The organism is Streptomyces marokkonensis, assembly GCF_008312835.1.
Classification (GTDB): Bacteria; Actinomycetota; Actinomycetes; order Streptomycetales; family Streptomycetaceae; genus Streptomyces; species Streptomyces marokkonensis_A.
In genome coordinates this window covers 177268-190290 of sequence record NZ_VSKS01000002.1, presented here as the reverse complement: position 1 = coordinate 190290, position 13023 = coordinate 177268, and the positions used below count along the sequence as shown (strand labels likewise).

At 71.3% G+C, this 13023-nt stretch carries 12 protein-coding genes; 4 read left to right on the top strand and 8 right to left on the bottom strand.

What is annotated here, in order from left to right; genetic code table 11:
- Positions 1-8: 8 nt before the first annotated feature.
- From F1615_RS03630 to F1615_RS03605, 7 genes are all read right to left on the bottom strand, one after another.
- On the bottom strand, positions 9-953 hold the full coding sequence (locus F1615_RS03630) for a type II secretion system F family protein (protein ID WP_149547395.1): 945 nt from the start codon (positions 951-953) through the stop codon (positions 9-11).
- Positions 954-964: 11 nt separating this feature from the next.
- A complete protein-coding gene (locus tag F1615_RS03625; RefSeq protein WP_149547394.1) occupies positions 965-2302 on the bottom strand; it encodes a CpaF family protein in 1338 nt (445 codons plus the stop codon).
- A 57-nt stretch (positions 2303-2359) separates the two neighbouring features.
- Positions 2360-2737, bottom strand: coding sequence for a TadE/TadG family type IV pilus assembly protein (locus F1615_RS03620; protein ID WP_149547393.1), 378 nt, complete (start codon positions 2735-2737; stop codon positions 2360-2362).
- A gap of 1 nt (position 2738) precedes the next feature.
- Positions 2739-3125, bottom strand: a complete 387-nt coding sequence (locus F1615_RS35535; RefSeq protein ID WP_167533653.1) for a pilus assembly protein — start codon at positions 3123-3125, stop codon at positions 2739-2741.
- A 20-nt stretch (positions 3126-3145) separates the two neighbouring features.
- Positions 3146-4399 carry an AAA family ATPase gene (locus F1615_RS03615; protein ID WP_167533652.1) on the bottom strand — a complete coding sequence of 418 codons (1254 nt, stop codon included), beginning with the start codon at positions 4397-4399 and terminating at the stop codon, positions 3146-3148.
- Positions 4400-4408: 9 nt separating this feature from the next.
- Positions 4409-5116 (bottom strand): Flp pilus assembly protein CpaB, encoded by a 708-nt coding sequence (cpaB, locus tag F1615_RS03610; RefSeq protein WP_149547392.1) that lies wholly within the window; start codon positions 5114-5116, stop codon positions 4409-4411.
- Between the two features lie 69 nt (positions 5117-5185).
- Complete coding sequence (locus F1615_RS03605; RefSeq protein ID WP_149547744.1) at positions 5186-6019, bottom strand: hypothetical protein; 834 nt, start codon at positions 6017-6019, stop codon at positions 5186-5188.
- A gap of 437 nt (positions 6020-6456) precedes the next feature.
- On the opposite strand from F1615_RS03605, the gene F1615_RS03600 reads away from it, so the two are divergent.
- From F1615_RS03600 to F1615_RS03590, 3 genes are all read left to right on the top strand, one after another.
- Complete coding sequence (locus F1615_RS03600) at positions 6457-8160, top strand: chitinase (protein WP_149547391.1); 1704 nt, start codon at positions 6457-6459, stop codon at positions 8158-8160.
- Positions 8161-8325: 165 nt separating this feature from the next.
- Positions 8326-8835 carry a SigE family RNA polymerase sigma factor gene (locus F1615_RS03595; protein ID WP_149547390.1) on the top strand — a complete coding sequence of 170 codons (510 nt, stop codon included), beginning with the start codon at positions 8326-8328 and terminating at the stop codon, positions 8833-8835.
- A gap of 61 nt (positions 8836-8896) precedes the next feature.
- A complete protein-coding gene (locus tag F1615_RS03590; protein ID WP_149547389.1) occupies positions 8897-10153 on the top strand; it encodes a hypothetical protein in 1257 nt (418 codons plus the stop codon).
- 16 nt (positions 10154-10169) lie between these two features.
- Here the strand turns inward: F1615_RS03590 and F1615_RS03585 are convergent, their stop codons facing one another.
- Positions 10170-11492, bottom strand: coding sequence for an Nramp family divalent metal transporter (locus F1615_RS03585; RefSeq protein WP_149547388.1), 1323 nt, complete (start codon positions 11490-11492; stop codon positions 10170-10172).
- A gap of 184 nt (positions 11493-11676) precedes the next feature.
- Here F1615_RS03585 and F1615_RS03580 point away from each other — a divergent pair, with 184 nt between their 5' ends.
- Complete coding sequence (locus F1615_RS03580; protein WP_149547387.1) at positions 11677-13014, top strand: M14 family metallopeptidase; 1338 nt, start codon at positions 11677-11679, stop codon at positions 13012-13014.
- Positions 13015-13023 lie beyond the last annotated feature (9 nt).

Genomic DNA, 13023 nt, shown 5'->3' with positions numbered 1-13023 from the left:
CTCGCCGGTCAGACGTCGATGCGGGACAGTCGGCGGATGAGGACGAAGCCGACGGCGTACAGCCCGAAGGCGATGATCACCGCGGCCTGGCCGGCCGGGGAGCCGGTCATGCGTTCCAGGGCGCCGTCCTTCACGCCGTTCATCAGGAACAGCGAGCCGACGCCGAGGACGGGGACGGCGTACGACGTCATGCTGACCTGGGAGAGCTGTGTACGGACCTCCCGCCGGGTCTCCTTGCGCTCCTCCAGCGTCTCCGTGAGGTTGCGCAGGGCGCTCACCACCTGGCCGCCCGCCCGGTTGGACAGCACCAGCGTGGTGACCAGGACGACCAGTTCGCGGGAGGGGAGGCGGTCGGCGAGTTCGCCGAGGGCGTCGTCCATGGACGCGCCCACCGCCAACTGGTTGGCGACCTTGGACAGTTCCTCGCCCGCGGGCGCCTCCAGTTCCTCCGCCGCCATGCCGATGGCCGTGCGGAGCGCCAGGCCGGCCTGGGTGGCGTTGGCGAGGATGCGGGCGAGCTCCGGGAGCTGGTTGATGAACTTCTCGATGCGTTTCTGGCGCTGCCAGTTGAGGAACTGGAGCGCCGCCCAGACGCCGAGCAGGCCGGCGATCGGGCCGAAGAACGGGGCGAGGGTCGCCTGGCCGACGAGCCAGAGGCCGGCGACGCCGGCGAGCATGGCGGCGAAGAACTCGCCGGGGGTGATGTCCAGGCCGGTGGCCAGCAGGCGCAGTTCCAGCCTGCGGCCGGGCTTGGTGCGGCGCAGGCGGCGGTCCAGGGCCGGGAAGTGACGCCGCCGGCCGGCGACGGGGATCTGGCCGGTGGCCGACAGGCGGTCCACCAGTGCCTGGCGCTGTGCCCTGCCGGAGGCGTAGGAATGCACGCCGACGACCGCGAGGACGCAGGTCAGCAGTGTGACGCCGGTGGTCAGCGTGATCAGGTTCTGCAGATCCATGGGGTCGGTTCCTACCTGGCTTCTCTGGTGGCGAGCTGGTCGGCGGAGTGGGCGATGCCGAACGCCTGCGGGATGGGCTGGCTCGCCATGTAGAGGCGGTCGGCGGTGCGGCGCGGGAGGGGGTGGTGGTCGAAGGCGCCGTGGACGCGGCCGTCCGCGGTCATCGGCCGCGCGTTGAACCGGGCGACCGTGGCCAGCCGGTAGGGCTCCCCGCCGTGGCTCTCCAGCAGGGCGATCTCGGTGATGCGGCGGGCGCCGTCGGCGAAGCGGGTGAGCTGGACGATCACGTCGACGGCGCTGTTGATCTGGTCGTGCAGGGCGACGAAGGGGATCTCGACGTCGGACATGGACGCGAGGGTCTGCAGGCGCATCAGCGCGTCCTCGGCGCTGTTGGCGTGGACGGTGGCGAGGGAGCCGTCGTGGCCCGTCGACATCGCCTGGAGCATGTCCAGCGACTCGCCACCCCGGACCTCACCGACGACGATGCGGTCGGGGCGCATGCGCAGGGAGTTGCGGACGAGGTCGCGGATGGTGACCTGGCCCTTGCCCTCGACGTTCGGCGGGCGGGACTCGAGCCGGATGACGTGCGGCTGCTGGAGCTGGAGTTCGGCGGAGTCCTCGATGGTGATGATGCGCTCGCCCTCGGGGATCAGGCCGGAGAGGGCGTTGAGGAGCGTCGTCTTCCCGGTGCCGGTCGCGCCCGACACGATGATGTTGAAGCGCGCCTGCACCAGTCCCGCGAGCAGGTACAGCATGTGTTCGTCGAGCGAGCCGAGGCCGATGAGTTCCTGGAGGGTGAAGGAGCGCGGGAAGCGGCGGATGGTGAGGGTGGCGCCGGTCAGGGACAGCGGCGGGATGATGACGTTGACGCGTTCGCCGGAGGGGAGCCGGGCGTCGACCATGGGGTTGGACTCGTCGACGCGGCGGTTCACCGTGGAGACGATGCGTTCGATCGTCTGCATGAGCTGGTCGTTGGAGGCGAACCGCATGGGGAGCTGCTCCACCCGGCCGCCGCGCTCGACGAAGATCGCGTCGGGGCCGTTCACCATGATCTCGGTGATCGACGCGTCCTCGAGGAGCGGCTCCAGGATGCCGAGGCCCAGCGCCTCGTCGACGACGCGGCGGATCAGCTGGGACCGTTCGACGGTCGACAGGACCGGGCCCTCGCGGCTGATGATGTGGCCGAGGACGCGTTCCAGCCGGGCCCGGCGCTCGGCCGCGGCCAGCGAGCTCATCTCCGCGAGGTCGATCTCCTCGAGGAGCTTGGCGCGGTAGGAGGCGACCAGATGGCCGTCCTCGCCCCGTCCGGCCGTCTCCTCGGGGGAGTTGATGCGTGCCCGCAGGCTCATGGGTCGCGTGCTCCTCGTTCGTCCGTGTCGCGCGTTCTCGTCGGTCCTCGGGGCCGGTCAGTGGTCCATCGGCATCGTGGCGCTCTTGCTCGCGGGGCCGAAGTCCCAGCCGGGGACGATCGACGGGATGTCGACCGTGGCGGTGACGGTGACCTCGTCGCCGCCCTGCGCCACCCCGCAGTCGGTGCCGTCCGCCAGCCAGGCGCTGACGGCTGCCGTGCAGGCGCCCTGGGCACCCTGGTCCAGCGAGGCGCTGCGCGCTCCCGCCCGCGCGGCGGTGCCCGCCTGCTGGGCGGTGTAGGCGATCAGGCCGAGCTGTACGGCGGCCATGGCGACGACGAGGAGTACGGGGAGGAAGCCCAGGTACTCGAGCGCCGCCTGGCCGCGGTCGCGGTCCCGCCGGTTCGCGAGGTGCCGGCCGCGCCGGTACGGCATGTCAGTCCACCTCTTCCTCGACCGCGCCCGCGTGGCCCTCGACGTCGAAGGGGAAGGAGACCGTGCCGGGGAAGAGGAGGGGGACGTCAAGCGTCACGTCGGCGGTGACGAAGCCGCCCGCCGTCGCACAGTTCACCGTCGCTCCCCCCGCCCACGCTCCCGGCAGCTTGTCGAGACCGGCCTCCTGGCAGGCGCCCTGGCGCGCGCCCGGTGCCGCCGCCGTGGCCGCCCGTACGGCCTCGTCCGCAGCATTCCCCGCGAGCGTGAAGGTGTACCCCACCAGCACGAGCTGCCACAGCACCACCAGCGTCACCAGGATCGTCGGGGTCATGCCGAGGAACTCGACGGTGACCTGGCCCCGGTCCCGGTGACGGCGTAAGTCCGTCATGGTCGTCCCCCTCGTCCGCCTCATCCCCCGCCGTCCTTCCGCCGCCGGAAGTTCACCGACCCCCGGTCGCCGCGCGGTCTGCCGCCCTTGTGGGCGCCCTCGGCGGCCTTGACCAGGCCGAGTTCGCCGGCCAGGCCCCACAGGGCCTGCTTCACCGTGCTCCTGCTCTCGAGTTCGTGGACGCGGCCGGCGTCCACGACGCCCTGGAGTTCCTTGAAGTGGGCGGGGACCGTGGTGGCCGCCACCGTCGTGCCGGTGATCTTCTGGATGAGCGGGGGCTGGATCTCCGTGGACCGGGTGTGCCGGTTGACGACGATCGTGGTCTCCTCCGCCTTGCGGATCTGCAGCCGGTCCCACATCCGCACGGCCCGCTTGGCCCCCCGCACGGCGATCACGTCGGGGGTGGTGACCAGCAGGGCCCGGTCGGCCATCTCGACCGCCGCCGCGCCTGCCCCGCCGAGCTGGGCGCCGCAGTCGATGACGACGACCTCGTAGCGGGAGCGCAGGGCGCTGACGATCTGGCGGGTGGCGCGGTCGGTGACGTCCTCGCCGCGTTCGCCCTCGGCGGGGGCGAGCAGCAGGGCGACGCCGGTGTCGTGGCGGAAGACGGCGTCGGCCAGGACGCGTGGGGAGATGTCGCCCACCGCGGCGAGGTCGACGACGGACCGCCGGAACTGGACGTCCAGGTAGGAGGCGACGTCGCCGGTCTGGAGGTCCATGTCGACCAGGGCGGCGGGGCGGCCGGACGCCTGGGCGGCGAGGGCCAGCTGGATGGCGGTCAGGGTCGCGCCCACGCCGCCCTTCGATCCGCTGACGGTGACGACGGTGCCGCCGACGCCGGTGAACACGTCGCCGCCCGCGCCCAGATGGCGGCGCACGCCGAACGACCACTGGGCGACGGCCTGGACGCGGCTGGCGAGTTCCTCGTAGCTGAGGGGGAGGGCGACCAGTCCGCGGGCGCCGTAGTCCATGGCGGCCTGGAAGAGGCCGGGGCTCGCGTCGGAGGTGACGAGGATGACGCCGACGGACGGGAAGCGCAGGGCGACCTCGCGGATCAGCTCCAGGGCGGGGACGGGGCCGATCCGCTCGTGCACGACCACCACCTCGGGCAGTTCGTCGACGGACTCGGCGGCCAGGCGCGCGAGGGTGTCGATGAGCTGGGTGGAGTCGGCCACCGGGGCCACCGGCTCGGCGTCCGGGAGCTGGCTGAGCAGTGTGGTGATGGACCGGACCGCGTCCGCGTCGCCGACTGCCGGGAGGATCCTGGTGGGCATGCGGGCCTCTCACTTGTCCTTCGCGAGTTCGTACGTCCGGTCCTTCTCGGGGACGGCGGTGTCGCCTCCGGGCGCGACCAGCGCGAGCCGGACCCGCTGGGCGAACGACTCGGCGTAGGTGATGCGCTGGGCGTCGATGGCGGACAGCGCGAAGGTGATCGGGACGGCGTCGGTGGTCTCCCGGCCGCGGTCGTTCTCGTCCGGCTGGAGCGCGGTGAGCCGTCCCACGTCCAGGACCTTGGCGTTCGTCACGATGACCCTGGACTGGGCGGGATCGCCCTCGCGCTCGCCCTCGAAGGTGGCGTAGACGTTGACCGACGAGCCGGGGGTGATCTTGCCGGCGACACCGGTGGCCGCGTCGATCATGATGGCGACCTCCTGCTGCCCCGGCTGGAGGGCGGGCTGGTCCACGATCATGTCGCTCTGCAGCAGGGAGCCCTCCCGCAGGGTGGTCACGGCGATCTTGCCCCGGATGTCGCCGAGGTCGGTGACGGCGTTCTCCGACAGCCACCGCTCGGGCATCTCGATCTTCTCGAACTGGTCCGTGCCGAGCGCGGTGTAGGGCGCGATGTCGGACTTCAGCCGGTACGCGGTGACCTCGGGGCCGACCTTGGACTTCACGTCGCTGATGACGGAGAGCACGCCGGCGAACGCGCCGAGGGCGCACAGGACCGACAGGAGCAGGAGTATCACGCCGCGGCGCTGACGGGAGTTCATGAACCGTACAACCTCATCGGGGATATCGGTCGAGCGGGATCGGGCGGGCTGGTGCGGTGGGCGGACGGATCAGGTGCGCCGGGCTGGAACCGGTGTGCCCTCGGGGGCGGGTGGTACGGCCGAGCAGAACACGCACCGGTCGCCGATGACGTCGATGCCGCACCAGTGGCAGGTGCCGCGTCGCACGGAGGTGACCAGCTGGTACAGGACGGACAGGTCGGGCAGGTAGGTGCAGAACTCGATGATCTTCCCGGTCCCCCACCAGCCCGGGGACGCGGCGGGCAGCGGCGTCTCGCGCAGGCCCTGCACGTTCCAGGCCGGGGCCAGGGTCGCCCCGACCCAGTCCGACTGGAGCTGGCCCTTGGCGACCAGCATCCAGGTGCCGAACTCGGGTCCGTCGAGGGTGGCTTCCGGGCCGAGGCGGACGAGCTGCGGCTGGGGGTGGGCGAGTACGGCGAACTGGCTGCCGGGCATCCAGGACTTGGCGTGCTGCTTCAGGTTCACGGGGACGCGGTCGAGCCGGGCCACGGAGCCGAGCAGCGCCCCGGAGTGGATGTAGTGGATCAGCAGGCGGCCGGCCGAGGCGAGGACGCCGGGGCTGAGGTCGCAGGAGGCGAGCTGGCGCAACTGGCGCGCCAGGACGGCCAGTCCGAGCGGCGGCAGATCGGGGCGGAAGAGCGCTATCCGGTCGCTCTCCAGGAGGGAGCGCAGGGTGTGCAGCCGCCGCTGGACGGCGGTGGGGGCGGCCCGGGAGCAGACGACGATGACGTGGCCGTGCTGCTCGATGAGCATCTGCAGTTCGGTCACGGCCTGTTCGAGCGGGCGGGTGTCGATGTCGCGCAGCACGACGGCAGGCAGGGTTCGTTCGTCCTGCGCCGGCAGCGCCATGTCGGCGCCGGTCACGGCAATGGCAGTTGGCACGCGCGGCTCCCCGTTCTCCCCATGCCCGGCAGCCCACCGGGCCTCACTGACGATGACCCTGGTGACTTCACTGCGTGACTACGTGAGCACTGTAACCGCGGGTCCATGACCGGAGAACAGCGTTTGTGTAGCTGAACAGCAACTACTGGTACACAAGGTGCATCAAACCGGGGCAGGTTGAGCATCTCGCCGGTCTCGATCCGGACCCAGTGGTGTGGGTCCTGTGCACCGACTTGACGCCGGACCCCGCCCCGGGTCCCAGGACCCACGCTTCCCCCCGGGCGGCGGGCCTACTCCCCGCCGGGCAGCGGCATTTCCGGTCTGGACCTATTGACAAGATTATTGGTCTGGACCACCTTGGTCCTCCAACGGTGGCCACCGTCGCTCCCCCCTCCCCGACTCCCCCACCGGAGGCCCCAGTGGACCGCGCAGCACGAACGTCCGGCCGCAGACGCGTCTGGGCCGGAGCCCTCGTCTCCGCCCTCGCCCTCGCCCTGCCCCTCGCCGGCGCCGGCCAGGCGTCCGCGGCGGACGTCAACAACGTCAGGAACGCAGGCTTCGAGGCGGGCCTGAGCAACTGGACCTGCTCGGCTAACAGCGGCAGCACCGTCTCCTCCCCGGTGCACGGCGGGACGGCCGCCCTCAGGGCCACCCCGGCCGGGCAGGACAACGCCCGCTGCACCCAGACGGTCGCGGTGAGGCCCGACTCGACCTACAAGCTCAGCGGCTGGGTGCAGGGCGGGTACGCCTACCTGGGCGTGACCGGCACCGGCACGACCGACGTGTCCACCTGGACCCCGGACTCCGGCAGCTGGAAGCAGCTGTCGACGAGCTTCACCACCGGCTCCTCCACCACCTCGGTGACGGTCTACACCCACGGCTGGTACGGCCAGGCGGCGTACCACGTGGACGACCTGTCGGTGTTCGGCCCCGACGGGGGCGGCGGCGGTGACCCGGAGCCCACGATCCCGGGCACCCCGGGCGGGCTCGGCGTCTCCGGGACGACGTCCTCGTCGGTGTCACTGGCGTGGAACCCGGTGTCGGGCGCGACGGGCTACACCGTCTACCGCGACGGCACGAAGGTGACGGCCGTGACCGGCACCTCGGCGACCGTGACCGGGCTCGCGGCCTCGACGTCGTACTCCTTCCAGGTCGCGGCGACCAACGCGGCGGGCGAGTCGCCGAAGTCGGCGGCGGTGTCGGCGCGGACGAACGAGGGCGGCGGCGGGGGCGGCGACCTGCCCCGGCACGCGGTGACCGGCTACTGGCAGAACTTCGACAACGGCGCGGCCGTCCAGAAGATCTCGGACGTCCCCTCCCACTACGACATCATCGCGGTCGCCTTCGCCGACGCCACCGGCACTCCGGGCGCCGTCACCTTCAACCTGGACTCGGCGGGTCTGGACGGCTACACCGTGGACCAGTTCAAGTCGGACATCCGGGCCAAGCAGGCGGCCGGGAAGAAAGTCATCATCTCGGTCGGCGGCGAGAAGGGCACCGTCTCGGTGAACGACTCCGCCTCCGCTGCGAACTTCGCCGACTCGGTGTACGCGCTGATGCGGGAGTACGGCTTCGACGGCGTCGACATCGACCTGGAGAACGGCCTCAACGCGACGTACATGACGCAGGCGCTGCGCTCGCTGTCGGCGAAGGCGGGCCCGTCGATGATCCTGACGATGGCCCCGCAGACCATCGACATGCAGTCGACGTCCAACTCCTACTTCCGGACCGCTCTGAACGTGAAGGACATCCTCACGGTCGTCAACATGCAGTACTACAACAGTGGTTCCATGCTGGGCTGCGACGGCAAGGTCTACAGCCAGGGCTCGGTGGACTTCCTCACCGCGCTCGCCTGCATCCAGCTCGAGGGCGGCCTCGACCCGTCCCAGGTGGGCCTGGGCCTGCCGGCCTCGACCCGGGGTGCGGGCAGCGGCTACGTCTCCCCGTCCGTGGTGAACAACGCGCTGGACTGCCTGACCAGGGGCACCAACTGCGGCACCTTCAAGCCGTCCCGGACCTACCCGTCCCTGCGGGGCGCGATGACCTGGTCCACCAACTGGGACGCCACCGCGGGCAACGCCTGGTCGAACGCGGTCGGCCCGCACGTGCACGCCCTGCCGTAACCGCGGCCGCTCCCCCGCCCCTCGGCCCCGCCCACAGCACCGTGGGCGGGGCCCCTTCCGTCCGCCGGGCCGCCGCCCCGAAGTCCGTGTGAAACATTTTCCCCGCCCCACCGCATCAATGAGGTGAAGGCAGCGGGCGGCAGGACGGACACGGGGGCGCGGCGCATGAGGCAGGGGCGGGCGGACGAGTACGCCGAGTTCGCGGCGGCGCGGGCTGGCCACTTGTACCGGTCCGCGTGTCTGCTCACCGCGGGGGACACGCATCTGGCCGAGGATCTCGTGCAGGAGACCTTCGGGCGGCTGTACGTCCGCTGGGGACGTGTCTGCCGGGTCGGGAATCCCGCCGGGTACGCGCAGACCGTGCTCACCCGGACGTTCCTCGCCCACCAGCGGCGGCGCAGCAGCCGTGAGCGGGCGACGGACGTGTTCCCCGACCTGCCGGGTGCCGCCGACGGGGACGCGCCCCTGCGGCTGACCCTGATGGCCGCGCTCGCCCGGCTGCCCGCCAAGGACCGGGCCGTCATCGTTCTGCGGTACTGGGAGGACCGCTCGGTCGAGGAGACCGCCGACGTGCTGAACGTCAGCTCGGCGGCCGTGCGGACGCGGTGTGTCCGTGCGCTCGGCCGGCTGCGGGAGCTGCTGGGCGAGGATCTCGCGGAGTACTCCAGACCCTGACGCCGGCCGCCCCGCCCCTCAGGACCCGATCACTCACACCTTGCCGAAAGGGTGGCTCGTCATGCCCGGAAGTCAGCACCACGACCCCTTCGAGGACCGGCTCGCCGCCGCTCTGCGCGACACCGGCGACGGCTTCGACGCCGACCCGGCCGCCCTCGCCGCCGGGGGAAGGGTCCGCGGGCGGCGGGCCCTGCTGCTGCGGCGGACGGCCCTGCTCGGGGGCGCGGCCGGTATCGCCCTCGTCGGGGTGGGCGGGGCGCTGCTCGTGCCGGGCGGTGACTCCTCCGGCCCCCAGCGGTCGTCCGCCGCCGCGGGGCCGGCCGCGTCCGCGTCCGCCACCGCCGCCGCGTCCTTCTCCGGTGACGACCTCCTGCGCACCCTCAAGGTGCTGCTTCCCGAGGGTGAGTTCAGCGAGGAGGCGGCGCAGGGCACGGAGACCCGGACGCCCCCGTTCGCGCGTGTCGTGTACGACGACGGCAAGGGCGCGGCGGCCATCGGCATCAGCCTGCGCCGGGTGGAGCCCGGCAGCCAGGAGGTCCGCGAGCTGACGCGGTGCCCGGACAGGGCGCTCGTACCGTACGACGACTGCACCTCCGGCCGGCTGCCCGACGGCTCACTGCTCATGCTGTACCGGGGCTACGAGTACCCCGACCGGCGCGAGGACACGAAGCGGTGGACCGCCGAGCTGGTGACGGCCGAGGGGCAGCACGTCTCGCTGAGCGAGTGGAACGCCGCGGCGGAGAAGGGGGCCCCGGTCACCCGCGCGGAACCTCCGCTGTCGTTGGAGGAGTTGAAGGGCGTCGTCACCGCCGGTGCGTGGCGGCGCGTCGTGGACGCCATGCCGGAGGACCGGAAGCCGCCGGCCACGGGCACCCCGGACGCCCCGCCGCCGCGGGCCGCGGGCGACTCGATCGGCACGACGCTCGCCGGCCTGCTGCCGGAAGGGCTCACCGTGGTGGACCGGGGCGGTCAGGAGACCGAGTACGCCTATGTCGTCGTCGACGACGGCAAGGGCAGGAGCCTCGTCCAGATCAATGTGCAGCCCGACATGTCCGATGTCGCGGACCAGCTCTACGGCGAGGCCGAGACCCTCGCCGACGGCACCCTGGTCGCCACGCGGCAGGGGCCGGGCGAGAAGGGCGCCGAGGGCGTCGTGATGTGGACCGCCGACACCATGCGGCCCGGCGGGTTCCGTGTGGTGATCAGCGCCTTCAACACCGGGGCCCAGCATCAGGACGCCACCCGCGGCGCACCCGCGCTGACCGTGGGTCAGCTGAGGGAGATCGCGCTCAGCCCGGAGTGGGAGGCACTGCGGTAGGACCACCGGCCGCCCGTCAGAAGAACTCCGACCAGGGCTGGTCCCAGACCTGCTTGACGCACAGCACCAGGAACAGCAGGCCCGCGAGGGCGAGCATGGTGTTGGAGAGCGGCCCGTTGCGCCACTCGCGGGGTGTGCGGGCGGAGTTGAGGAGCCACAGCAGCGTCAGGGCCAGGAACGGCATGAAGGCGGCGCCCAGGACGCCGTAGATGATGATCAGGCGGAAGGGCTGGCCCTGGAAGAGCAGGACCATGGGCGGGAAGGTGAGCCAGAGGAGGTAGGCGCGGAAGGCCCAGGAGCGTTCGCGGCGCCCGGAGGCCAGTGCGTCGCCCCGCGCCTCCCGCTCGCCGCGCTGCCGGGCCAGGAAGTCGGCGAACATCAGGCTCACACCGTGCCAGACACCGATCAGGGAGGTGAAGGAGGTGGCGAAGAAGCCGATCAGGAACAGCTTGCCGGTCGCGGTGCCGTACTGCTCCTCCAGGATGCCGCCGAGCTGGACCAGGCCCTTGTCTCCGCTCGCGATCGCGATGTTCGCCGAGTGCAGCAGCTCGGCGCCGACGAAGAGCATCGCGACGACGAAGATGCCGGTGGTGGCGTAGGCGACGCGGTTGTCCAGCCGCATGATCCTCATCCAGCCGGTGCCGGTCCAGCCCTTGGCGTTGACCCAGTAGCCGTACGCCGCCAGCGTGATGGTGCCGCCGACACCGCCGATCAGGCCGAGGGTGTTGAGGACCGAGTCCTTCTCGTCCGGGAGGACCGGCAGGAGGCCGGCGAAGGCGTCCGAGAGGTGGGGCGTCACCCGGATCGCCAGGTAGACGGTCACCACGAACATGACGCCGACCAGGACCGTCATGACCTTCTCGAAGACGGCGTACTTGTTGAACCAGACGAACACCAGGCCGACCAGACCGCAGGCGATGCCCCACCACTCGAGGTCCATCACGTCCGGGAACAGCGCCTGGAGCGGCAGCGCGCTGGACGACATCGCCGCCGCGCCGTAGACGAAGCCCCAGATCACGGCGTAGACGGCGAAGAACCACGTGGTCCAGCGGCCGAGGCTCGCCCAGCCGTCGAACAGCGTGCGGCCGGTGGACAGGTGCCACCGGCCGCACGCCTCGGCGAGGGAGATCTTCACCAGGCAGCCGACGACCGCGGCCCACAGCAGCGTGTAGCCGAAGTTGCTGCCGGCGATGAGTGTGGCCACGAGGTCGCCGGCGCCCACACCGGTCGCGGCGACGACGATGCCGGGGCCGATGTACCGCCAACTGGACTTGCGCGGGTCGGGACCGGGCACGCTCGCCGTCCCGGTGTCCTGGATGTTTCCCGTGGTGTCCGCCATGGGGTCAAGAAAGCGGACGGCCGCCCGTCGGACAAGAGGGCGTGCCGGGATCTTCACGGGATGCGCCCGGTCCGGCCGCCGACCGGAAACTGTGACTTGACCTGATCATGCCATCCCCCGAGGATGACCGCACCGCACCACGCACGTCGCCATGGACAACCCCCACCTCCCACAAGGAGACTTCATGCGACTCCGCCCACGCGGCAGACGCTCCGCCGCGCTCGCCACCCTCCTCGCCCTCGCCCTGGCGGCACCCCTGTCGATGACGGCCTCCCAGGCCGGTGCCGACAGCGCCGGCCGGCCGGCCCCCTCGGCCGACGACATCCGCCAGTACGAGATCCACCAGCACACCACTCCCGTGACCCGTACGGCCATCCAGCGCTCCGGGGTCACCGTGGACGAGGCGGACGAGGAGACCGTGGTGGTCTCCGGACGCGCCGACCAGATCAGCGCGCTGCGCCGGCAGGGCTACGAGGTCACGCCGCTGGGCGCGGCACCGGACCGCTCCTCGGCCGCCGACGGCGTGCGGCTGTACGACTTCCCCTCGGCCGACTCCCGGTACCACAACTACGCCGAGATGAACGCGGAGATCGACCAGCGGCTGTCGGCGTACCCGTCCATCATGAGCAAGCGGGTGATCGGCAAGTCCTACCAGGGCCGGGACATCGTCGCCATCAAGATCAGCGACAACGTGGCCACGGACGAGAACGAGCCCGAGGTCCTCTTCACCCACCACCAGCACGCCCGCGAACACCTCACCGTGGAGATGGCCCTGTACCTGCTGCGCGAACTCGGCGCGGGGTACGGCAGCGACTCCCGGATCAGGAACATGGTCGACGGACGGGAGATCTGGATCATCCCGGACCTCAACCCGGACGGCGGCGAGTACGACATCGCCTCGGGCTCCTACCGCTCCTGGCGCAAGAACCGCCAGCCCAACTCCGGTTCGTCGTACGTCGGGACCGACCTGAACCGCAACTGGGACTACCGCTGGGGCTGCTGCGGCGGCTCCTCGGGCTCCAAGTCCTCCGACACCTACCGGGGTTCCGCCCCGGAGTCCGCGCCCGAGGTGAAGGTCGTCGCCGACTTCGTGCGCAGCCGGGTCGTGGGCGGGGTGCAGCAGATCAAGGCGGGCATCGACTTCCACACCTACAGCGAGCTCGTGCTGTGGCCGTTCGGCTACACCTACTCCGACACCACCACCGGGATGACGGCCGACGACCACGCCGCGTTCAAGGCCGTCGGCCAGAAGATGGCCGCGAGCAACGGGTACACACCCCAGCAGTCCAGCGACCTGTACATCACGGACGGGTCGATCGACGACTACCTCTGGGGTACGCACAAGATCTTCGGCTACACCTTCGAGATGTACCCGAGGTCGTCCTCGGGCGGCGGCTTCTACCCGCCCGACGAGGTCATCGAGCGGGAGACGTCCCGCAACCGGGACGCCGTGCTCCAGCTCCTGGAGAACGCGGACTGCATGTACCGCTCCATCGGGAAGGCGGGGCAGTACTGCGGCTAGGTTCTGCGT